The 18,968-nt window shown below is 68.2% G+C and carries 23 protein-coding genes; 17 read left to right on the top strand and 6 right to left on the bottom strand.

What is annotated here, in order from left to right:
* Window positions 1-59 precede the first annotated feature (59 nt).
* Both VEIS_RS14045 and VEIS_RS26360 read right to left on the bottom strand, forming a co-directional pair.
* Window positions 60-380, bottom strand: a complete 321-nt coding sequence (locus VEIS_RS14045) for a BrnA antitoxin family protein (protein ID WP_011810617.1) — start codon at window positions 378-380, stop codon at window positions 60-62.
* Window positions 271-618, bottom strand: coding sequence for a BrnT family toxin (locus VEIS_RS26360; protein ID WP_011810616.1), 348 nt, complete (start codon window positions 616-618; stop codon window positions 271-273). The genes VEIS_RS14045 and VEIS_RS26360 overlap by 110 nt, the downstream gene beginning before the upstream one ends.
* Window positions 619-990: 372 nt before the next feature.
* Here VEIS_RS26360 and VEIS_RS14040 point away from each other — a divergent pair, with 372 nt between their 5' ends.
* The 3 genes from VEIS_RS14040 (at window position 991) to VEIS_RS14025 (ending at window position 4,631) form a co-directional block, all read left to right on the top strand.
* Window positions 991-1,605, top strand: coding sequence for a TRAP transporter small permease subunit (locus tag VEIS_RS14040; protein ID WP_011810614.1), 615 nt, complete (start codon window positions 991-993; stop codon window positions 1,603-1,605).
* A 17-nt stretch (window positions 1,606-1,622) separates the two neighbouring features.
* Window positions 1,623-3,344, top strand: a complete 1,722-nt coding sequence (locus VEIS_RS14035) for a TRAP transporter large permease (protein ID WP_011810613.1) — start codon at window positions 1,623-1,625, stop codon at window positions 3,342-3,344.
* Between the two features lie 525 nt (window positions 3,345-3,869).
* Window positions 3,870-4,631: a LytR/AlgR family response regulator transcription factor gene (locus VEIS_RS14025; RefSeq protein ID WP_011810612.1), complete on the top strand. Its 762-nt coding sequence runs from the start codon at window positions 3,870-3,872 to the stop codon at window positions 4,629-4,631.
* A gap of 112 nt (window positions 4,632-4,743) precedes the next feature.
* On the opposite strand, the gene VEIS_RS14020 is transcribed toward VEIS_RS14025, so the two are convergent.
* Both VEIS_RS14020 and VEIS_RS14015 read right to left on the bottom strand, forming a co-directional pair.
* Window positions 4,744-5,640: a ZIP family metal transporter gene (locus tag VEIS_RS14020; RefSeq protein WP_011810611.1), complete on the bottom strand. Its 897-nt coding sequence runs from the start codon at window positions 5,638-5,640 to the stop codon at window positions 4,744-4,746.
* A 130-nt stretch (window positions 5,641-5,770) separates the two neighbouring features.
* Window positions 5,771-6,256: a MarR family winged helix-turn-helix transcriptional regulator gene (locus VEIS_RS14015; protein WP_011810610.1), complete on the bottom strand. Its 486-nt coding sequence runs from the start codon at window positions 6,254-6,256 to the stop codon at window positions 5,771-5,773.
* 395 nt (window positions 6,257-6,651) lie between these two features.
* Here VEIS_RS14015 and VEIS_RS29765 point away from each other — a divergent pair, with 395 nt between their 5' ends.
* The 12 genes from VEIS_RS29765 (at window position 6,652) to VEIS_RS13960 (ending at window position 17,268) form a co-directional block, all read left to right on the top strand.
* Window positions 6,652-6,795 (top strand): hypothetical protein, encoded by a 144-nt coding sequence (locus tag VEIS_RS29765; protein ID WP_198137866.1) that lies wholly within the window; start codon window positions 6,652-6,654, stop codon window positions 6,793-6,795.
* 18 nt (window positions 6,796-6,813) lie between these two features.
* Window positions 6,814-7,554: an SDR family oxidoreductase gene (locus tag VEIS_RS14005; protein ID WP_011810608.1), complete on the top strand. Its 741-nt coding sequence runs from the start codon at window positions 6,814-6,816 to the stop codon at window positions 7,552-7,554.
* Between the two features lie 13 nt (window positions 7,555-7,567).
* The gene (locus VEIS_RS28780) at window positions 7,568-7,777 is read left to right on the top strand and encodes a hypothetical protein (protein ID WP_157048519.1); all 210 of its coding nucleotides are present in this window, start codon (window positions 7,568-7,570) and stop codon (window positions 7,775-7,777) included.
* Complete coding sequence (locus tag VEIS_RS14000; protein WP_011810607.1) at window positions 7,774-8,829, top strand: branched-chain amino acid ABC transporter permease; 1,056 nt, start codon at window positions 7,774-7,776, stop codon at window positions 8,827-8,829. The genes VEIS_RS28780 and VEIS_RS14000 overlap by 4 nt, the downstream gene beginning before the upstream one ends.
* A complete protein-coding gene (locus VEIS_RS13995) occupies window positions 8,829-10,643 on the top strand; it encodes a branched-chain amino acid ABC transporter ATP-binding protein/permease (RefSeq protein ID WP_011810606.1) in 1,815 nt (604 codons plus the stop codon). The genes VEIS_RS14000 and VEIS_RS13995 overlap by 1 nt, the downstream gene beginning before the upstream one ends.
* Window positions 10,640-11,398, top strand: a complete 759-nt coding sequence (locus VEIS_RS13990; protein ID WP_011810605.1) for an ABC transporter ATP-binding protein — start codon at window positions 10,640-10,642, stop codon at window positions 11,396-11,398. Before VEIS_RS13995 ends, VEIS_RS13990 begins: the two co-directional genes overlap by 4 nt.
* Window positions 11,399-11,430: 32 nt before the next feature.
* Window positions 11,431-13,809 (top strand): bifunctional salicylyl-CoA 5-hydroxylase/oxidoreductase, encoded by a 2,379-nt coding sequence (locus VEIS_RS13985; protein ID WP_041950857.1) that lies wholly within the window; start codon window positions 11,431-11,433, stop codon window positions 13,807-13,809.
* Window positions 13,806-14,882: a phosphotransferase gene (locus VEIS_RS13980; protein WP_011810603.1), complete on the top strand. Its 1,077-nt coding sequence runs from the start codon at window positions 13,806-13,808 to the stop codon at window positions 14,880-14,882. Before VEIS_RS13985 ends, VEIS_RS13980 begins: the two co-directional genes overlap by 4 nt.
* Window positions 14,879-16,210: a phosphopyruvate hydratase gene (gene eno / locus VEIS_RS13975; RefSeq protein ID WP_011810602.1), complete on the top strand. Its 1,332-nt coding sequence runs from the start codon at window positions 14,879-14,881 to the stop codon at window positions 16,208-16,210. Before VEIS_RS13980 ends, eno begins: the two co-directional genes overlap by 4 nt.
* A 76-nt stretch (window positions 16,211-16,286) precedes the next feature.
* Window positions 16,287-16,640 (top strand): BrnT family toxin, encoded by a 354-nt coding sequence (locus VEIS_RS13970; RefSeq protein ID WP_011810601.1) that lies wholly within the window; start codon window positions 16,287-16,289, stop codon window positions 16,638-16,640.
* Window positions 16,612-16,902, top strand: a complete 291-nt coding sequence (locus VEIS_RS13965) for a BrnA antitoxin family protein (RefSeq protein WP_011810600.1) — start codon at window positions 16,612-16,614, stop codon at window positions 16,900-16,902. The genes VEIS_RS13970 and VEIS_RS13965 overlap by 29 nt, the downstream gene beginning before the upstream one ends.
* 102 nt (window positions 16,903-17,004) lie before the next feature.
* Window positions 17,005-17,268: a type II toxin-antitoxin system RelB/DinJ family antitoxin gene (locus VEIS_RS13960; protein ID WP_011810599.1), complete on the top strand. Its 264-nt coding sequence runs from the start codon at window positions 17,005-17,007 to the stop codon at window positions 17,266-17,268.
* Window positions 17,269-17,389: 121 nt separating this feature from the next.
* Here VEIS_RS13960 and VEIS_RS26355 read toward each other — a convergent pair whose 3' ends face one another.
* Window positions 17,390-17,752 (bottom strand): type II toxin-antitoxin system PemK/MazF family toxin, encoded by a 363-nt coding sequence (locus tag VEIS_RS26355; protein ID WP_011810598.1) that lies wholly within the window; start codon window positions 17,750-17,752, stop codon window positions 17,390-17,392.
* Entirely contained in the window at window positions 17,749-18,009 is a 261-nt protein-coding gene (locus VEIS_RS13955; RefSeq protein WP_041950049.1) for an AbrB/MazE/SpoVT family DNA-binding domain-containing protein, read from the bottom strand. Before VEIS_RS13955 ends, VEIS_RS26355 begins: the two co-directional genes overlap by 4 nt.
* Window positions 18,010-18,388: 379 nt before the next feature.
* On the opposite strand from VEIS_RS13955, the gene VEIS_RS13945 reads away from it, so the two are divergent.
* Both VEIS_RS13945 and VEIS_RS13940 read left to right on the top strand, forming a co-directional pair.
* Complete coding sequence (locus VEIS_RS13945) at window positions 18,389-18,652, top strand: type II toxin-antitoxin system RelB/DinJ family antitoxin (protein WP_011810595.1); 264 nt, start codon at window positions 18,389-18,391, stop codon at window positions 18,650-18,652.
* Between the two features lie 84 nt (window positions 18,653-18,736).
* On the top strand, window positions 18,737-18,952 hold the full coding sequence (locus tag VEIS_RS13940; RefSeq protein WP_041950047.1) for a type II toxin-antitoxin system YafQ family toxin: 216 nt from the start codon (window positions 18,737-18,739) through the stop codon (window positions 18,950-18,952).
* The last annotated feature ends 16 nt before the right edge of the window (window positions 18,953-18,968 follow it).

The following is an 18,968-nucleotide window of genomic DNA, read 5'->3' as shown; positions in this document are numbered from 1 at the left end:
GGCCCCGGACTTGGCAGCCCGCTTGCGCCAGGCAGGCGCGGAAATGCCCGGCCTGCTGCTCATTTCGCGTGCGCCTTGTGCGCTTGCACGTAGGAGCGCAGCACGGCATTGATGCGGGACTGATACCGCTTGCCCGTGTGCTTGAAAAAATCCAGCACTTCCGCATCGATACGCAACGTGATTTGCCGCTTGGTGTGCGGCAACTGCACTGCGGCTTTCGTCCAGACGGCATCCGGCAGAAACGGGGCATCGCTGTCGTCGATCTGCGCATCAGGCATGGCCGCCACGGCATCCAATCGCGCCTTCTGCCCGGCAGTCAGAGGCGGCGGGTTCTTCAGGTCGACGGTTCGCTTGACGATATTGCTTTCTTTCGTCGGCATTGGCTTTCCTCGCAGAGATGAGGCGGATGGTTTGCCCGCGTCGAACGGTGTAGACCACATACAGGACAGCCGAGTGGGCAAACCCGATCGTGGCCCATCGATCTTCCCCGTAGTCCTCGCGTCCGTCGCAGGCTTCGATCCGCCCGGGGTCGTAAAAAACGAGCGCGGCATCCTCGAAGGAAACGCCATGCTCGTTCAGGTTTCGTGCCGCTTTGCCGGCATCCCATTCAAGTTCCACTGTGCCGTCATCGTCATTTCGTTTTGTAGTTACGTAAAGTTTTCATCGGAGCATACTTGGTAGGTTATCGCGCACGACGGCGGGTGGGTGGCCGTCGCGGATGAGCCGCTCCGGCTTTGCCCGGTGTATGCCGTCGATGGGGATCGATGCTTCCTGTCCGACCTGGCGCCATCACCGATCGGTGGCGCAGCAAGACCGGCGCCAGCGCGCCCGCCCGGGCTTACCCGGGACTGCCGGGCCGGCCCGGCTCCGTAAAATCGCGCCCACGGCAGCCGTTGGCCACGCTGCCGCCGGCTTGGGCGCACGGGCCGGCATCCGGCACGCGCCGCTTTTTTGAAGGGAGACACCACCATGTCGAAGAGAGACACCATCATGCAGGCTTTGCTCCAATGCTCCAGAAAGATCGACTGGCTCAGCAGCCAGATCGGCAAATATGTGATCTGGCTGATTCTGGCCTCGGTCGTGATCAGCGGCGTCAATGCCGTGGTGCGCAAGGTCCTGAGCACCAGCTCGAACGCATTTCTGGAAGTGCAGTGGTACCTGTTTTCCGCCTCGTTCCTGCTCGCCGCCGGCTATACGCTGCTCCAGGGCGAGCATGTGAAGGTCGATGTGATCGCCAGCCGGCTGTCGCGGCGCACGCAAATCTGGATCGACATCTTCGGCCTGATCTTCTTTCTCGCGCCGATGTGCCTGGCCGTCCTCTGGTATGGCCAGCCGTTCTTCGAGAACGCCTACCGCTCGGGCGAAATGTCGAACAACGCCGGCGGCCTGATCCGCTGGCCGGTGTACCTGATGATGCCGCTGGGCTTTGGCTTGCTGCTGCTGCAAGGCGGCTCGGAGTTGATCAAGCGCATCGCTTTCCTGCAGGGCCTGATCGAAGACCCCGGCGCGAAAAAGGCGCAGCAGACCAGCGAGCAGGCGCTGGCTGAATCCATCCGCCGCCTGGCCGAAGCCGGCAAGGGCCAGCGCGGCAGCCAGAGCGTCTGAGCACGGGCGCGCAGACCATGGAATTATTTCTCACCCAGAACCTGGCCCCGATCATGTTCGCGGGGCTGATCGTCTTTTTGCTGCTCGGCTTTCCGGTGGCCTTCAGCCTGGGCGCCTGCGGCCTGTTCTTTGCGTTCGTCGGCATCGAACTGGGCGTATTGAATGCGTCCCTGTTGCAGGCGGTGCCGCTGCGGATCTTCGGCATCATGGAGAACGACACCTTGCTGGCGATCCCGTTCTTCACGCTGATGGGGCTGATCCTGGAGCGCAGCGGCATGGCCGAAGACCTGCTCGAAACCATTGGCCAACTGTTCGGCCCCGTCCGTGGCGGCCTGGCGCTGGCGGTGGTCTTCGTCGGCGCATTGCTGGCCGCCACCACTGGCGTGGTGGCGGCGTCGGTGATCTCGATGGGCCTGATCTCGCTGCCGATCATGCTGCGCTACGGCTATGACCGGCGCCTGGCGGCCGGCGTGATCGCCGCCTCCGGCACGCTGGCGCAGATCATCCCGCCGTCGCTGGTGCTGATCATCCTGGCCAACCAGCTCGGCCGCTCGGTGGGCGATATGTACAAGGGCGCCTTCCTGCCCGGCCTGCTGCTGACCGGCTGCTATGCCGGCTATGTGATCTTGCTGGCGCTGTTCAAACCGCACCTGGTGCCGGCCCTGCCGCCGCAAGCGCGCTCGCTGCGCGAAGACGATGGCCGCAGCGGCCTGCCCTCGCTGCTGACACTGATGGCCATCTGCAGCGCGGCCACCATCGCCGTGGGCTACCAGATGCCCGCGCTGCACAGTTGGTGGTCGGGAGAAACCGTCGGGCATGTGGCGCTGGACGAAACCATCGTCGTCGCGCTGTGCTGCGGCGTGCTGCTGGCCTTCGTGGCCGCCGGCATCAACAAAATCACCGGCCTGGGCCTGCTCTCGCGCATCGCCGAGCGCGTGACCTTTGTGCTGATCCCGCCGCTGCTGCTGATCTTCCTGGTGCTGGGCACCATCTTCCTGGGCGTGGCCACGCCCACCGAGGGCGGCGCAATGGGCGCGCTGGGCGCGCTCATCATGGCCATGCTGCGCGGGCGCCTGAGCATGGAACTGCTGCGCCAGGCGGTGAACACGACCACCAAGCTGTCGTGCTTCGTGATGTTCATCCTGCTGGGCGCGACGATCTTTGGCCTGACCTTCCAGGGCGTAGACGGCCCGGTGTGGGTCGAACATCTGCTGACCGGCCTGCCTGGCGGCCAGTTGGGCTTTTTGATCGCGGTCAACGCGATGATCTTTTTTCTGGCGTTCTTTCTGGACTTCTTCGAACTGTCGTTCATCGTCGTGCCGCTGCTGGCGCCAGTGGCCGCCAAACTGGGCATAGACCTGATCTGGTTCGGCGTGCTGCTGGGCATCAACATGCAGACCTCGTTCATGCACCCGCCGTTCGGCTTTGCACTGTTTTACCTGCGCAGCGTGGCACCCGCCAACGAGTACCTGGACAAGGTCAGCCAAAAGATGATCCAGCCAGTGACCACGATGCAAATCTACCGGGGCGCCGTGCCCTTCGTGCTGATACAACTGCTGATGGTGCTGCTGGTCATCTGTTTCCCCGGCATCGTCTCCAGCGGCCTGGACAAGGATGTGGTGTATGACCTGGACAAGGTGCACATGGACATCGACGCCCCGCCGCAGAACACCGATGAGACCTCCGCCGATGACCCGCTGAAAGCCTTCCAGGACTCATTGACCCAAGAGAAGAAGTAAGCCGTCATCGACATGCGGCCCCAAAGCCGGCACCCCCGGCACACCCGGCACACCCGGCACACCCGGCACACCCGGCACCCATGGCCGGGATGGCATGCCGGCCTCTTGGGTCTGCCGGGCCTCTTGCGGCACCGCCTCCGATCCTCTGCGCACCCGGCGCCAGCGCGCAGCGCCGGGCGCTGCGCGATGAACCCGCCGGTCTCGCCGTGGCGGTCCGGCGCCGCCAGCGTCGCTGCGCAGGCTGCGGGCAGCGCCGTGTTGCGCTTTGCCGACGGATTCCCCCGCCCTGCTGCGTGCGCCGCCGCCGGCCTGTCCTGCCGCGCCCAGGCATCGGCGCGCCGATGGCCGGCGCAGCGCTTGTAACCGGCGCCACGGCCCGCACAGTCGGCGCTACCATGACAACGGCTTTCGGCAAGGGGCCAGGCCGATGGACCGCCCCCCACGGACCCACCCCGGGCGCCCGAAGCCAGCGGCGGGCGGCAAGACCGGCATGGCGCGGGTTGCCGGCAAAGGAAGGCAAGGCGCATGAATATCCTCATCGTTGACGACGAAGCGCTGGCGCGCAGCCGCCTGCGCAGCCTGCTGTCGGACTGCGTGGGCAGCGCCGACATCCGGCGCGGCACGGTGGCCGAGGCCGCCAACGCGGCCGAGACCATGGCGCTGCTGACCCCCACCGGCGGGCGCGCTTTCGACCTGGTGCTGCTGGACATCCACATGCCCGGGCAAGACGGCCTGACCCTGGCCCACGCGCTGCGCACCCTGCCGCTGCCCCCGTCCGTGGTGTTCGTGACCGCGCACACCAGCCACGCGGTCAGCGCGTTCGAGCTCGACGCCGTGGACTACCTGACCAAGCCGGTGCGCCGCGAGCGCCTGCTGCAAGCCCTGGCCAAGGCGCAGCGCAAGCCCGCTGCGGCCACGGCGCCGGCGCCGGCCCCCGACCTGCCCGAAGGCGAAACCCTGCTGATCCAGGACCGGGGCCGCACCGAGCGCCTGCCGCTGGCCGAGGTGCTGTACTTCAAGGCCGAGCAAAAGTATGTGACCGTGCGCACCACCACGCGCAGCTACATCCTCGACAGCTCCCTGGGCGAGCTGCAAGCCCGGTTTGCGCCGCACTTGCTGCGCATCCACCGCAACGCGCTGGTGGCGCGCCGCGCGATGCGCGCGCTGGAAAAGCACTACGACCCCGAGGAGGGCGAAGGCTGGGCCGTGCGGCTGCAAGGCTCGACCGAACTGCTGACCGTCTCGCGCCGCCAGGTCGCTGCGGTGCGCGCAGAGCTGGCCCGCTAAGTCCAGGCCCCCTGCGGCCCCATCGCAGGGGCCGGTGCACCGGCCGATCAGGCCCCGGCGGCGCTCAGAAAAGCAGGGCGCGGCCGGCCATCCAGCGCCACCGGCCAGGCATTCAATGCCTGTCGGCCAGCGCGCGCACCAGCGTGACCAGCGCCATGCCGACGAGCAGCCAGACGATCTGGACCAGCGTCGCCCGGGCCGTCAGGCGCTTTTGCAGTTGGGGAATCAGATCGGCCAGCGCCACATAGACAAAGCTGCTCGACGCCAGCACCAGGAAATACGGCAGAAAGTCCTGCAACTGCCCGACCAGGAAATAGCCCGCCACGCCGCCGAGCACCGTCACGGCGCCGGCCAGCGACACTTTGAGCAGCGCGATGCGCTGGCTGGGGTTGGTCTGGCACAGCACCACCAGGTCGCCCATATGGTGCGGCACCTCGTGCACCAGCACCGATACCGCCGCCAGCACGCCCAGGCGGATGTCGGCCATGAAGGCCGATGCAATCAGGATGCCATCGCCAAAGCAATGCACGCCGTCCCCGGTGAGCACCGCCCAGCCGCCCGTGCGCGGGCCATCGTGCCGGTGCGCGTGCTCATTCGGGCCAGGCCCGCCCGTGTCACGCCCGGCATGGCCATGCGCATGCGCATGCGCATCAGACCCGGCATGGCCGTGCCCGTCCGTACCACGCACGGCGTGGCCATGCTCGTGCCCATGGTGCCAAAGCTCGGCCTTGTCGAGCAGAAAGAAAAACACCAGGCCCACCAGCAGCGTGGCAAACAGATCATGCGCCTCGGCCCGGCCCTCGAAAGCCTCGGGCAGCAGGTGCATGAAAGCGGTGGCCAGCAAGACGCCTGCCGCCAGGCTCAGCAGATGCTGCGGCCCGACGCTGCCGTTGCGCCCGCCCAGGCCCAGCCGCATCAGCAATGCGGCCAGCCACACGCTGCCAATGCCGGTGGCCAGGGTGGCCAGCGCGATGGCGATCAAGACGAAGGCTGAAGGTGTTTGGTTCATATGCGCCCGAGTGTATTTTCATGCCGGCGCGCCGACCCCGGCGCAGCGCGTTGGAGCAAAGCCGCCCCTGCGGCAACGCGCAGCGGCCACGCTCCGGGGCCAACGCCTGCCGGGCGGCCGCCGGGGGCGCTCAGCGCGCGTCGTCTGGCGCTTGCGGCTGCGCCTCGGCGCGCGCATGTTGCGCAATCATCTGCCGCAGCGTGCTCTTCAATTCCCCGGCACGCGCCAGGCCGAAGGGCGCGAGCACGCGCCGCTCGTGCTCGCGCGCCAGGTCGATCAACTGCTGCACGGCCTGTATGCCGGTGGGCGTGATGCGCACCAGCGTGATGCGGCGGTCACTGTCGTGGGGCAGGCGCTCGACATGGTTCTTGGCCTGCATCCGGTCGAGCAGGCGGGTGACCGTCGGCTGCTTGGTCACCGACAGTTGCGCCAGCCGGCCGATGCTGATCGGCACACCGCCGGCCAGCGAGGCCAGCACGCGCCATTCGGAGACGGAAAAGCCATGCGCCCGAGCCACCCCATGGAACTCCGAGGAAATCAGCCAACTGGCCTGCGCCAGCAGCGCCGGCAGGTAGTCGTTGACGAAAAGATGCGCTTCGGGCGGGGGCTGTGTCATACGGCAAGCGGGTTCGGAGCGGGCATGGAAAGTGTTAGGGTTAGCAGGTATATCAATGATATTGGATTTATTTAGACTTAAAGCACGAGCAGATGGACCGGTAAAACACCATGGCCGAGAGAGCATTCGTCACAGAGGTCGGAAAGGCTGCGCCTGCCGGCTGGCGCAGCCTTTCATCGCGCAGCTTTTCATCGCGCAGCCTCCCATCGCGCAGGCATTTTGGCGCTCACCGGCGCGCTGCCGGAATCCGGTGTTTCTTGTGTGGCCGGTCGCGACGCGCGGCCATCGACGCCCTGGCAAAAAATCCGGCGCGGCGAGTGGCGCCGCCGGGCGCAGCAACGGCCCGGGCAGCCGGGCTGCATCGACGCCCGCCCGCTGACAAGGAGGCCCGGCTGATGGCGCGCAGTCTGTCGCGCACAAACGCCGTGGCGGCGGCTGCAATGTCGACTGCGATGGCGGCAGCGCCGAGCACCGCCCCGCCGGCCCGGGCCAGCGCAGCCGGCTGGCCCGGCGCGAAGGCGCGGGCCGCGATGGACTGACACCGCACCGGAAAACCCATGCCCCACCCGCCCCCCGCCCCAACGGCAGCCGTCGTCACCGGCGCCAGCACCGGCATTGGCTACGCCATCTGCGCAGACCTGCTGGCGCAGGGCCATGAAGTGGTGTCGCTGGCGCTCGAGCACTGCCCGATCGCGCACCCGAAGCTGCACAGCATCCAGGTCGATCTGACCGACCGCGCCGCCACCGCGCAGGTCATGCAGACGCTGGCGCAGCGCTTTGCGCTGACGACCGTGGTGCACAACGCCGGCGCCATCCGCCCCGCGCCGCTGCCCGAGGTGCGGCTCGAAGACCTGAATGCGCTGGCCGCGCTGCACCTGGGCTGCGCGGTGCAGATCGTGCAGGCAGCGCTGCCGGCCATGCGCGCCCGGCGCTTCGGCCGCGTGGTGCTGCTGTCCTCGCGCGCCGCGCTGGGCTGGGCCGGGCGCAGCAGTTACTCGGCCACCAAGGCCGGCATGTCGGGCATGGCGCGCACCTGGGCGCTGGAACTCGCGCCCGAGGGCATCACCGTCAACGTGGTCGCGCCAGGGCCGGTGCGCACCGACATGTACCGCGCCGTGGTGCCGGCCGGCAGCGCGCAAGAGCGCGCGCTGATCGCCTCGATACCGGTGCAGCGCCTGGGCGAGGCAGCCGATGTGGCGCGGGCCGTGCGGTTTTTCACCGACGCCGGCAGCGGCTTCGTCACCGGCCAGGTGCTGTATGTCTGCGGCGGCACCAGCGTCGGCGGCCTGCTGCTGTAAGCGCATGACTGCCGTGCCGCACCTGCATGCCAGCGCGCCGCCCCGCTGCGCGCCGGCGCTGTCTGCCGCCGTCCCTGCCGCTGTCCTTGCCGATTCCCCTGCCGCTGTCCCTGTCGATTCCCCTGCCGCCGTGGCCGCCGGGCACCCGAGCGGCGCCAGCCACATGCCGCCGGGGCCGCTGTCCGCGCCGGGCATTGCCGCCCGCCACGGGGGCCGCCGATGACCTGGGATGTCGCGCTGATCCTGCTCACCGATGGCCTGGCCAACGGTGCGGTTTATTTGCTCGCCGGACTCGGCCTGGTGCTGGTCTTTTCCGTCACGCGGGTGGTGTTCGTGCCCTTTGGCGACATTGCCGCCTTTGCCGCACTCACGCTGGCGGCCTTCGAAACCGGCCGCCTGCCGCCGACCATCGGCCTGGTGGCGGTGCTGGCGCTGCTGGCCACGCTCACCGAAAGCGCCAGCCTGCTGCGGCGCGGCCAGTGGCGCAGCATCCCCGGGGCGGCCCTGGCCTGGGGCCTGCTGCCGCTGCTGCCCTGTGCGCTGGCCTGGCTGGCCGCCGGCCCCGGCACCCCCGCCTGGCTGCATGTCGCGCTGGCCGTGCTGCTGGTGCTGCCGATCGCGCCGCTGCTGGCGCGCGTGGTGTTCCAGCCGATCGCCGATGCGTCGGTGCTGGTGCTGCTGATCGTCTCGCTGGCGCTGCACTTTCTGCTGTCCAACCTGGGGCTGCTGTTCTTCGGGCCGGAAGGCTCGCGCACCAGGGCGCTGGTCGATGGCGCGCTGACGCTCGGCGCCGGCTTTACCGTCGGCGGCCAGGTGCTGCTGATGCTGGCCGCCGCCGGCGTGCTCAGCGGCCTGTTCTTTCTGGTGTTCGAGCGCACCGTGGCCGGCAAGGCGCTGCGCGCCACCGCCGTCAACCGGGTCGGCGCGCGGCTGGTCGGCATCCGCCCGGCGCGCACCGCCCGGCTGGCCTACGGCTGCGCCTCGCTGCTGGCCGGGCTGATCGGCGTGCTGATCGCGCCGGTGACCACCATGTACTACGACTCGGGCTTCATCATCGGCCTGAAGGCTTTCGTCGCGGCCATCATCGGCGGCCTGGTGAGCTACCCGATGACGGCACTGGGCGCGCTGGCGGTCGGCGTGCTCGAGAGCTTCGCCTCGTTCTGGAGCGGCGCGCTCAAGGACGTGATCGTGTTCAGCCTGCTGATCCCGGTGCTGATGCTGCGCTCCTGGATGAGCGTGCACTCCGAAGAAGACCCCGAGGAACTGGAGCCATGATGGCGCGACCGATCGGCGCTGCCGTGGCCGCCGCGCTGGCCCTGATGGCCGCGCTGCCGGCGCTGGTCGGCAGCTTCACCATCGCGCTGCTCAACGACATCGGCATCGGCGCGCTGGTCGCCCTGGGGTTGGTGCTGCTCACCGGCATCGGCGGCGCCACCTCGTTCGGCCAAGCCGCCTTTGTCGGCATCGCCGCTTATGCCAGCGCCTGGCTGAGCACCGCGCAGGGCCTGTCGCCATGGCTCGGCCTGGTGTTCGCGCTGCTGCTCACCGGCCTGTCGGCGCTGGCCATCGGCATGTTGACGCTGCGCCTGGGCGGGCATTTCCTGCCGCTGTCGACCATCGCCTGGGGGCTGTCGATCGCGCTGCTGTTCGGCAACGTCGAGCAACTCGGGCGCCACACCGGGCTGTCGAACATCCCGCCGCTGCATCTCGGGGGCTGGTCGCTGGCCCGGCCGCAGGCCATGTACTACCTGATCTGGACGCTGCTGGCGCTGGCGCTGCTGTTTTGCCACCACCTGCTGCACTCGCGCCCGGGGCGCGCCATCCGCAGCCTGCGCGGCGGCGCCACGCTGCTGGCCAGCGTCGGCGCCGATGCCTACCGCGTGCGGCTGACACTGTTCGTCACCGCCGCCTCGTTCGCCGGCCTGGCCGGCTGGCTGTACGCGCACATGAACCGTTTCGTCAGCCCCTCGCCGTTCGACATCCACGCCAGCATCGAATACCTGCTGATGGCCGTGGCCGGCGGCCTGGGCCAGTTGAGCGGCGCGCTGGCCGGCGCAGCCCTGGTGCTGGTGCTGAAAAACGGCTTGCAAGACCTGCTGCCGATGTTCACGCAGCGCGCCGGCCAACTCCAGGCCATCGCCTTCGCGGCAGGGTTCATCGCGCTGCTGCACTTTGCGCGCGGCGGCCTGATGGGCCTGGCCACGGCCCGGTGGCGCCGCCGGGCGCGGCCCGCCGCCGGGAAACATCGGCGCGCCGGCAGCCCCGGTGGCGCCGCTGGTGCGCCGCTGGCGCCAGTGACGCCGCTGGCGCGCCGGCCGCTGCCGGCACGCGGCAGCCCATTGCTGTCGGTGCAGGGCGCGGTCAAGCGCTTTGGCGGGCTGGTGGCGGTCGACGACGTGAGCTTTGCCGTCGATGCCGGCGAGATCGTCGGCCTGATCGGCCCCAACGGCGCCGGCAAAACGACGATGTTCAACCTGCTGACCTGCACGCTGGCGCTGAGCGCCGGGCAGTTGCGCTTCCAGGGCCGCGACATCGCCGGAATGCGCCAGAGCGAAGTGGCGCGCCTGGGGCTGGCGCGCACATTCCAGCATGTCAAACTGCGCCCGCAGATGAGCCTGCTGGACAACGTGGCGCTGGGCGCGCATGCGCGCACCCGCGCCGGCGTGCTGCGCGCCGGCCTGCGGCTCGATCGCGCAGAAGAGCGCCAGATCATGCAAGAGGCGCAGCGCCAGCTCGACCGCATCGGCCTGGGCGAGCGCGCGCAGGAGTGGGCCGGCAGCCTGCCGCTGGGCACCCAGCGCATTCTGGAGATCGCCCGCGCACTGGCCGCCGACCCGGTGCTGCTGGTGCTCGACGAGCCGGCTGCCGGGCTGCGCCGCCAAGAGAAACTGGCCCTGGCCGGGCTGCTGCGCAAGCTGCGCGGCGAGGGCCTGACCATCCTGCTCGTCGAGCATGATATGGACTTCGTGATGCACTTGGTCGACCGCCTGGTGGTGATGAACTTCGGCGCCAAACTGATCGAGGGCACGCCCGCCGCCGTGCGCGCCGATGCGCGAGTGCAGGCGGCTTACCTGGGGAGCATGGAATGACTGTGATGCTGGAAATCGCCGACCTGCATGTCGCCTACGGCCAGGTCGAGGCCGTGCGCGGCGTCACGCTGTCGCTGCACAGCGGCCAGATCGTCTCGGTGATCGGCCCGAACGGGGCCGGCAAGACCACCTTGCTGGCCGCCGCGATGGGGCTACTGCCGGCGCGCGGCGTGCTGCGGCTCGACGGCCAGGACCTGCACGCGCTCGACGTGCAAACGCGCGTCGAGCGCGGCCTGTGCCTGGTGCCCGAGCAGCGCGAACTGTTCGGCGCGCTGAGCGTGCTGGACAACCTGCAACTGGGCGCCTATGTGCGCCGCCTGCGCCCCGAAGCCCTGCGCCGCCGCCTGCAATCGGTGTATGAGCGCTTTCCGCGCCTGGCCGAGCGCCGGGCGCAGCGCGCCGACACGCTCTCGGGCGGCGAGCGGCAAATGCTCGCGCTGGGCCGGGCGCTGATGTCCGCGCCGCGCCTGCTGATGCTCGACGAGCCCAGCCTGGGCCTGGCGCCGCTGATCGTGCGCGAGATACTGGCCATCGTGCGCCAGTTGCGCGCCGACGGCGTATCGATCCTGCTGGTCGAGCAAAACGCGCGCGCCGCGCTGGAAAGCTCCGACCACGGCTACGTGCTGGAGACCGGCGAAATCGCGCTGGCCGGCCCCTCCCGGGCGCTGGCCCAAGACCCGCGCGTGCAGGCCACCTACCTGGGCGCCAGCGCCGACGATGCGCGCCAGCCGGCCGGCGCCGCGCAGCCGCAGTGACAGCACAGATAAACACCGACAAGGAGCAAGCCTTGAACATCGTATGCATCGGCGGCGGCCCTGCCGGCCTGTACTTCGGTCTGCTGATGAAGCAGCAAGACCCCTCCCACCGCGTGACCGTGGTCGAGCGCAACAAGCCCTATGACACCTTCGGCTGGGGCGTGGTGTTCTCCGACGCGACCATGGACAACATGCGGCGCCACGATCGGCCCACGGCCGACGCGATCGAGCAAGCCTTCAACCACTGGGACGACATTGCGCTGGAGTTCAAGGGCCAGCACATGCGCTGCGGCGGCCACGGCTTCGTCGGCATAGGGCGCAAGAGGCTGCTCAACATCCTGCAAGCGCGCTGCGAGGAACTGGGCGTGCAACTGGTGTTCGAGACCGAGGCCAACTCCGACACCGACTACCCCGACGCCGATCTGATCATCGCCAGCGACGGCATCCATTCATCGCTGCGCGCCAAGTACCGCCAGCAGTTCCAGCCCGACATCGTGCTGCGCCCGAACCGCTACCTGTGGCTGGGCACGCACAAGCGCTACTCGGCCTTCACCTTCGTGTTCGAGAAAACCGCGCATGGCTGGTTTCAGGCCCACATCTACCAGTTCGACGCAGACACCAGCACCTTCATCGTCGAATGCCCCGAATCGGTGTGGCTGGCCCATGGGCTGGACCAGGCCGACCAGGCGCAATCGGTCGCCTTTTGCGAGCAACTGTTCGCGCGCCACCTGCAAGGCGCCACGCTGATGACCAACGCGCGCCACCTGCGCGGCTCGGCCTGGCTGAACTTCCAGCGCGTGGTCTGCGGGCAATGGTGGCTGCAAAACGAATGCGGCAGCCATCTGGTGCTGATGGGCGACGCGGTGCACACCGCGCATTTCGCGATCGGCTCGGGCACCAAGCTGGCCATCGAAGACGCCATCGAACTGGCCAGCCAGTTCCAGCAGCAGCGCCAGCACCCGGAGCCGATCAGCGAACTGCTCACCCGCTACCAGCAGGCGCGCCGCATCGAAACGCTGCGCCTGCAAAACGCGGCCTGGAACGCGATGGAGTGGTTCGAAGCCTGCGGCCAGCGCTACTGCGACCAGCTCGAGGGCCCGCAGTTCATGTACTCCATGCTCACGCGCAGCCAGCGCATCAGCCACGAAAACCTGCGCCTGCGCGACCCGCACTGGCTGGCCGGCTACGAGCGCTGGTTCGCCGGGCGCGCCGGCGCAGCGCAGCCCGGGCACTGCGCGCCGCTGCCGTCACCGCAGCAATCACCGGCGCCGCCGCTGCCGCTGCCACCGCCGCCGATGTTCACGCCCTGCACCGTGCGCGGCCTGACGCTCAAGAACCGCATCGTGGTCTCGCCGATGGCGCAGTACAGCGCGCACGACGGCCTGGTCAGCGACTACCACCTGGTGCACCTGGGCGCGCGCGCAATGGGCGGCGCCGGCCTGGTGTTCGCCGAGATGACCTGCGTCAGCGCCAGCGGCCGCATCACCCCCGGCTGCCCGGGCCTGTACCACAGCGCGCACACGGCGGCCTTCAAGCGCATTGCCGACTGGATTCACCACCACACCGACGCCCGCTTCGCAATACAACTGGGCCACGCCGGCGCCAAAGCCTCCACCCGGTGCGCCTGGGACGGCATCGACCTGCCGCTGGAGCAAGGCAACTGGCCCCTCATCGCCGCCTCGCCGCTGCAATACCTGCAAGGCATCAGCCAGACGGCGCGCGCGATGACACGCGCCGACATGGACGAAGTCCTGGCGCAGTTCGTCGCCGCCACCGAGGCCGCCGCCGAAACCGGCGCCGACTGGCTGGAACTGCACTGCGCGCATGGCTACCTGCTCTCGGGCTTCATCTCGCCGCTGACCAACTGGCGCAGCGACGACTACGGCGGCACGCTGGCCAACCGCCTGCGCTACCCGCTGCAAGTGTTCGCCGCGATGCGCGCCGTCTGGCCGGGCGAGCGCCCGATGTCGGTGCGCATCTCGGCCCACGACTGGGTCGAAGGCGGCACCACGCCCGACGACGCCGTGCAAATCGCCAAAGCCTTCAAAGCCGCCGGCGCCGACATGATCGACTGCTCCGCAGGCCAGGTCAGCAAAAAAGAGCAGCCGGTCTATGGCCGCATGTTCCAGACACCGTTTGCCGACCGCATCCGGCAAGAAGCCGGCATCGCCACCATCGCCGTCGGCGCGATCAGCGAAGCCGACCACGCCAACAGCATCCTGGCCGCAGGCCGCGCCGACCTGTGCGCCATCGCGCGCCCGCATCTGGCCAACCCGGCCTGGACCTTGACCGAAGCCGCCAGAATCGGCTACACGCCGATCGACTGGCCCCGGCAATACCGCTCGGCCAAGGCCCAGATCGAAGCCCGGTTCGCCCGCGAGCATGCCGCCGCCGGCATAAAGCCAGCATGACCCGCCCCGCCGCCCCACCCGCCGCCCCATGCAGCGCCCCGCCCGCGACATCCGCCGCCCCGGCCAGCGCCCTGCCCCGCCCCTTCGCCCTGTTTTTGCGCGCCGCCGGACTGCTCGGCGCCGGCGAAACCCCGGCCGCCCAGGCGCTGCGCGGCGGCATCTCCTCGGACATCTGGCACGTCAGCACCCGCGCCGGGCAGATCGTCATCAAGCAACCGCTGGCCGAACTGGCGGTCGGCAACTGGCACGCCCCGCTCGAACGCAGCCGCTACGAAGCGCAGTGGCTGCGCACCGTCGATGCGCTGCAACCCGGGGTTTGCCCGAAAGTGCTCGCCTGCGACCCCGCGCAGCACCTGATCGCCATGGAATACCTCGACCCCGCGCAGCACCCGGTCTGGAAGGCGCAACTGCTCGCCGGCCAGGTCGATGTCCGGCTCGCGGCCCTGGTCGGCGAACGCCTGGGCCGCATCCATGCGCGCAGCGCCGCCCGGCCCGAACTCGCGGCAGACTTCGACACCGAACCGCTGTTCATCGCGCTGCGCATCCACCCCTACCTGGAGACCATTGCCCAGCGCCACCCCGACCTGGCCCCGGCCGTCAGGCAACTGGCGCACACCACGCTGGGCCAGCGCCGGGCGCTGGTGCACGGCGATGTCAGCCCGAAAAACATCCTGGCCGGGCCCGAGGGGCCGATCTTCCTCGACGCCGAATGCGCCTGGTGGGGCGACCCGGCGTTCGACCTGGCGTTCTGCCTGAACCACCTGGCGCTCAAACGACTGCTGCTGCCCGGCCAGCGCGGGCCGCTCGTGGCGGCCTTTGCCGCGCTGCTGCACGCCTACCGGCAACAGATCGACTGGGAGCCGCCATCGGCGCTGCTCGATCGCGCCGGGCGGCTGCTGCCCGCGCTGATGCTCGCCCGCGTCGATGGCCGCTCGCCGGTCGAATACCTGGCCCCGGCGCAACGGGCCGTGGTGCGAGATTTCGCCCGGGCGCGCGTGCGCGCCGGCCTGACCGATCCGCCACCGTGCGACCCGCTCGCGCTGCTGGCCGCCTGGAAAGAACATCTGCCATGACCACGACAAGCGCAACCGCAAGCACAAGCACCACCACCACGGCCACCAGCGCCAGCAGCGCCACGGAGCGCATCGCCGCGCTGCATGGCCGCCGCGTCTGGGATTCGCGTGGGCGCCCCACCGTCGAAGTCGAGATCACCACCGCCGGCGGCCAGCGCGGGCGGGCCATCGCCCCGGCCGGCGCCTCCCGAGGCTCGGCCGAAGCCAGCGACCTGCGCGACGGCGGCACCCGGCTGGGCGGATACGACGTGCTCACCGCGCTCGACCGGGTGCGCAGCATCATCGCCCCCGCGCTGATCGGCATGGCGGTGACCGACCAGGCCGCCATCGACGCCACGCTCGACCGGCTCGACCCCAGCCCGACGCGCCAGTTGCTCGGCGGCAACGCCACCGTGGCCACCTCGCTGGCCGCGCTGCACAGCGCCGCCGCCGTGCGGCAAATGCCGCTGTGGCGCTACCTGAACCCCGCCGGGGTGCGCCACCTGGCCCGGCCCGAAGTGCAAATCATCGGCGGCGGCGCGCACGCGGCCCGGCGCGTGGACCTGCAAGACTTCATGCTCATCCCGCTGACGGCCGCCACGATCGGCGATGCACTCGTCCATATCGCCGAAGTGCACCTGGCCGTGGGGGCGCTGTTTGCCGCGCGCGGCCCGGCGCACGGCGTCGCCGACGAAGGCGGGCACTGGCCCGCGCTGGCGCGCAACGAACAGGCGCTGGAACTACTGACCCTGGGCATCGAACGCGCCGGGTTTCGCCCCGGCATCGACCTGGGCATTTCGCTGGACATCGCCGCCAGCGAATTCGAGCGCGGCGGCAGCTACCACCTGGCGGCAGAAAAGCGCAGCTTCTCGCGCACCGAATGGCTCGCCGTCGTCGGCCAGTGGCTGCAGGCCTACCCCATCATCGCCATCGAAGACCCGGCGAGCGAACATGACCCCATCGGCATGCGCGCGGCCACCGCCGCATTTGCCGCCCGCGCGCTCATCGTCGGCGACGACTACCTGGTCAGCGACCCGCAGCGCATCGCCACGGCGGCACGCGAGGGCGCCTGCAACACCGCGCTGATCAAGGTCAACCAGGCCGGCACCGTCACCCGCGCCTGGCAGGCCCATGCAGCCGCCCGCGCCGCAGGCTGGGCCACCATCGTCTCCGCCCGCTCCGGCGAAAGCGAAGATGTCTCGGTCGCGCACCTGGCCGTAGGCTGGGGCGCAGACCTGATCAAAGTCGGGGCCATCACCCGTGGCGAACGCACCGCCAAGTGGAACGAAATGCTCCGCATCGACGAAGAACTCGGCGGCCTGCCGCTGGCCCCCTTCCCGTTGCGCTGAAATCGCCTGCGCGCTGGCAAAGCCCGCACCGGGCAGCGCCGACGATGGCGCCAAAGACCCGCTGGAGGGACACACAATGCCCGCCAGCACCGCCAATCGTCATCACAAAAACGGCGGTGCACAGCAAATCGTCATTACGATAAAGGCCATGCACATTGAATTCCACGCAGCCAGGAACGAGGCCAACATCCGTGACAGGAAGCTGAGTTTCGAGCGGGCGGCAGAATTCGACTTTGACACCGCAGTCATTGGGCAAGACACGCGCAAGGACTACCCGGAAACACGCTTCGTAGCGGTGGGTTTTCTGGACGAGCGCTTGCATGTGCTGTGCTTTACCCCAGTGGCTGGCGGCATTCGTGTCATCAGCTTTCGCAAAGCCAACCGTCGGGAGATACAAAGCCATGACCCAACACGCACCGCTGATCGATGACGATGGCGAAGTCCGCGAACTGACGGCGGCAGACCTGCGCCGCTTCAAACCCGCCCATCTCGCTCTGCCACCGGCGCTGCAAAAAACGCTTGGCATGCGCGTGCGCGGCCCGCAAAAGGCACCCACGAAACAAGCCACCACCATTCGACTATCGCCCGATGTGATGGCCGCTTTCAAAGCCACCGGGCACGGATGGCAGACACGCATCGATGACGCGCTGAAAGACTGGCTGCAAACACACTCGCCGAGGATGGAAGGCTGAAGGCTGGAGGCTGAAGGTCGGTTGCCAAGCCAGCGTGACGCATTGCATTGCCATCATTTGTGAATTACGATGTCATTCACTCGGTGCAAGGAGCAAATGATCATGGCTGCAACCCAACTCGTACAAGCGCGCATCGACGGCGCGATCAAGGCAGAAGCGGCCTCTGTCCTGGCTGCGATGGGCCTGACCGTGTCCGACGCCGTGCGGCTGCTGCTCACGAAGGTGGCGCAGGACAAGGCACTGCCCTTCGAGCCGCTGATTCCGAATGCGATGACGATCCAGGCGATGAAGGACGCCCGCGCCGGCAGGGTCACGAAGACCGCCAACCTCAAAGACCTGTTCGCCAAACTCGATGCGGACACCTGAATACACTGGCCAGTCCAAGCGCGACTACAAACCAAACGCGAGAAAAAAGGCCCGCATCGCACTACATTCGTTTGGCGCCAAAAATCGGGCAAAGGCTTGTTCAGGCTGCAATGCGCACCACTCATTCAGGGTCGAGCGCTGCCTGGAGCTTTGCCAATGCTTCTTCAATGACATGAGAAGGCACAGATTCAACATGCCTGGCACCGCGCTCGATATAGTCGATCATGCGGCATTGGCTCAGGACGACTGCGCCTTGTGTTTCAGTGCCTGTGCCCATCAGTGATACAGCCCAGCCTCTGACCCGGTCGAAATTTCCACCCTGCGTTATCGCAGCCACCAGTGCCCGGCCAACGCGATTGAACTCCGAGTTCGACAGAACGAGCACTGGCCGCTCCCCCCGGATTTCGCTTCCTGCCGCCGGATCGGGCGTGACGAGCAGGATATCGCCTTGCCTGACCTGGCGGCCACGGCCGCGCGATGTCATGGCGCTTCGCTGCCGACCGCCGGGGCACGCTCCCAAGCCACGAGATCAGAAGGCATTGCGGCCTTCAAATCGCACTGTGCATTCAATTGCGCCGCCGTGTAGCGCTTGCGGATTGCCTTTGGCTGCAAGGTAATCGTACCGTCATCGGCCGCTTCGACCACAACGGTTTGGCCTTCCCTGACACCATGTTCGCGCAAAAATGCCGCAGGAAAGGTCAACCCCGTGGAGTTCCCCAGCCTCTTGAATACAAGCTCCATTTTCATATCTCCGCAATGTCATGCAACGCCGTGCCAGCCTGCACGAAACCCAACCCGCCGTCGAACATTGTATTACGCCATCGGAAAATCGGCGCCAGGGCAGGACTGGCTGCCCGCTGCCGCTCGCAGGCGTAAATAGTGGGCGCAAAGGGGCGCAAGCTGCTCGTCAGCGCCGAGTGGTCGCAGCGCGCGCGCAAGCACATCGCCAGCGGGCTGAATGCGCAAGGCGGCAAGGCAGGGCGTGCGCCAGAGTGAGGACAGTCTCGGTTGGATCACCGGCGTCAGGACAGTGGGCAGTCCCTCGCTCGCGAACTCGCGAACAATTGAGATACAGTGCGACTCCACCTGAAAGGAGGCCACTGTGACCACCACCACCACGATGGTTCACGTCCGCGTGGACGAACGAATCAAGGCGCAAGCCACCGAGACATTGGCGGCAATGGGTCTGTCGGTTTCTGACGCCGTGCGCGCATTTTTGATGCGCGTGGTCGCCGACAAGCAAATGCCGTTTGCGCTCGAGGTACCCAACGCAAAAACGCGCGCCGCGATGGCCGAGGCTGACGAAATGGCACGCACACACCGTGTCCGTTTCGACACCGCTGCCGAACTGTTGGATGACCTCGAAAAAAACAGCCGCAAGTAAGCGCTCCCCGCTGCCTCGTGCGGCGGACTATGCGAAGTTTTCCTGAAGGACTGGGAGCGCTTGTCGCGGGCTGGCCGCCATGACATGAACCGGCTCGAGGAGGCGATGCTGCTGCTGATCGCCAACGATGGCCCTCTCGGGCCTCGATGGCGCGATCACCCTTTGGGCGGTGACCGGGAGGGACACCGGGAGTGCCATATCGGCGGTGATTTTTTGCTGGCCTACAAGCTCGATGACAACGCAAAGCATGCTTCGGTTGTGTTCGTGCGTACTGGCACGCATGCCGATTTGTTCGAGTGACGAGTCGGGTGACGAG

Origin of the sequence: Verminephrobacter eiseniae EF01-2, assembly GCF_000015565.1 — a bacterium.
GTDB lineage: Bacteria > Pseudomonadota > Gammaproteobacteria > Burkholderiales > Burkholderiaceae_C > Acidovorax > Acidovorax eiseniae.
The sequence above is the reverse complement of the archived record's forward strand: the minus strand, read 5'-3'. Positions and strand labels throughout refer to the sequence as shown.

What these genes read in the sequence shown, in the direction of transcription:
- VEIS_RS14045 (WP_011810617.1), bottom strand. Translation starts at nt 380, where the DNA reads ATGCCGACGAAAGAAAGCAATATCGTCAAGCGAACCGTCGACCTGAAG.
- VEIS_RS14040 (WP_011810614.1), top strand. Translation starts at nt 991, where the DNA reads ATGCAGGCTTTGCTCCAATGCTCCAGAAAGATCGACTGGCTCAGCAGC.
- VEIS_RS14035 (WP_011810613.1), top strand. Translation starts at nt 1,623, where the DNA reads ATGGAATTATTTCTCACCCAGAACCTGGCCCCGATCATGTTCGCGGGG.
- VEIS_RS14025 (WP_011810612.1), top strand. Translation starts at nt 3,870, where the DNA reads ATGAATATCCTCATCGTTGACGACGAAGCGCTGGCGCGCAGCCGCCTG.
- VEIS_RS14020 (WP_011810611.1), bottom strand. Translation starts at nt 5,640, where the DNA reads ATGAACCAAACACCTTCAGCCTTCGTCTTGATCGCCATCGCGCTGGCC.
- VEIS_RS14015 (WP_011810610.1), bottom strand. Translation starts at nt 6,256, where the DNA reads ATGACACAGCCCCCGCCCGAAGCGCATCTTTTCGTCAACGACTACCTG.
- VEIS_RS29765 (WP_198137866.1), top strand. Translation starts at nt 6,652, where the DNA reads ATGGCGCGCAGTCTGTCGCGCACAAACGCCGTGGCGGCGGCTGCAATG.
- VEIS_RS14005 (WP_011810608.1), top strand. Translation starts at nt 6,814, where the DNA reads ATGCCCCACCCGCCCCCCGCCCCAACGGCAGCCGTCGTCACCGGCGCC.
- VEIS_RS14000 (WP_011810607.1), top strand. Translation starts at nt 7,774, where the DNA reads ATGACCTGGGATGTCGCGCTGATCCTGCTCACCGATGGCCTGGCCAAC.
- VEIS_RS13995 (WP_011810606.1), top strand. Translation starts at nt 8,829, where the DNA reads ATGGCGCGACCGATCGGCGCTGCCGTGGCCGCCGCGCTGGCCCTGATG.
- VEIS_RS13990 (WP_011810605.1), top strand. Translation starts at nt 10,640, where the DNA reads ATGACTGTGATGCTGGAAATCGCCGACCTGCATGTCGCCTACGGCCAG.
- VEIS_RS13980 (WP_011810603.1), top strand. Translation starts at nt 13,806, where the DNA reads ATGACCCGCCCCGCCGCCCCACCCGCCGCCCCATGCAGCGCCCCGCCC.
- eno (WP_011810602.1), top strand. Translation starts at nt 14,879, where the DNA reads ATGACCACGACAAGCGCAACCGCAAGCACAAGCACCACCACCACGGCC.
- VEIS_RS13970 (WP_011810601.1), top strand. Translation starts at nt 16,287, where the DNA reads ATGCCCGCCAGCACCGCCAATCGTCATCACAAAAACGGCGGTGCACAG.
- VEIS_RS13965 (WP_011810600.1), top strand. Translation starts at nt 16,612, where the DNA reads ATGACCCAACACGCACCGCTGATCGATGACGATGGCGAAGTCCGCGAA.
- VEIS_RS13960 (WP_011810599.1), top strand. Translation starts at nt 17,005, where the DNA reads ATGGCTGCAACCCAACTCGTACAAGCGCGCATCGACGGCGCGATCAAG.
- VEIS_RS26355 (WP_011810598.1), bottom strand. Translation starts at nt 17,752, where the DNA reads ATGACATCGCGCGGCCGTGGCCGCCAGGTCAGGCAAGGCGATATCCTG.
- VEIS_RS13955 (WP_041950049.1), bottom strand. Translation starts at nt 18,009, where the DNA reads ATGGAGCTTGTATTCAAGAGGCTGGGGAACTCCACGGGGTTGACCTTT.
- VEIS_RS13945 (WP_011810595.1), top strand. Translation starts at nt 18,389, where the DNA reads ATGGTTCACGTCCGCGTGGACGAACGAATCAAGGCGCAAGCCACCGAG.
- VEIS_RS13940 (WP_041950047.1), top strand. Translation starts at nt 18,737, where the DNA reads ATGAACCGGCTCGAGGAGGCGATGCTGCTGCTGATCGCCAACGATGGC.